This is a genomic window from Herbaspirillum sp. RV1423, from assembly GCF_000577615.1.
Lineage (GTDB): Bacteria > Pseudomonadota > Gammaproteobacteria > Burkholderiales > Burkholderiaceae_D > Herbaspirillum.
This window is the reverse complement of the sequence record NZ_CBXX010000089.1, coordinates 1-584: the sequence shown is the minus strand read 5'-3', so window position 1 is coordinate 584 and position 584 is coordinate 1. Positions and strand designations below refer to the sequence as shown.

General features: G+C 47.6%; 1 protein-coding gene. It reads right to left on the bottom strand.

What is annotated here, in order from left to right; all coding sequences use genetic code 11:
• Positions 1-218: 218 nt before the first annotated feature.
• A partial coding sequence (locus tag RV1423_RS30470; protein ID WP_034303968.1) for a hypothetical protein occupies positions 219-584 on the bottom strand: 366 nt, incomplete at its 5' end.

The window sequence follows — 584 nt, the reverse complement described above, 5'->3', positions numbered from 1 at the left end:
GCGCAACATCAGTAAAAAGTGGACACTGCCAATCCGGGATTGGAAAGCTGCGCTAACTAGGTTCACCATCCAGTTCGGTGAACGTATTTCTATGAATTAAACGAAACCCCGTTTACACAAAAATTCGCACACGCCCGTTTCCTTCGACATCTACGACAACAAACGTCAATTCAGACCAATGCGTGGTAGCTTGTGGTGTCATCGCATTCTCCGGAGATTTAATCATTGCTCTTCTTGAGCATGATTGTGCGTTGTTGCCTATCTTCATATTGGAGTGTTTCTCCTGAGCGAATATCATTTAGGAGCGGGACACGCTTGGATTTTTCCAGAAAATCCAGTTCCTTCTCGAACTTAGCAACTTTCATCTCTGCGATCACTTGGGTGAGCATATCCACTCTAGCTTTAATCGTCGTCTCGTCGATTTTCGTATTCATTTCTGCTGCTGGGGAGTGTGAATTTTCGCCGTTAAGGAGCCATTCCGTAATCGGCGTTAAGGCGCCACCAGATTGTCGGCGTAATGGCGCCACCGGATTTGCGGCGTAAAGGAGCCACTCCGTAATCGGCGTAATGGCGCCACGCCATTT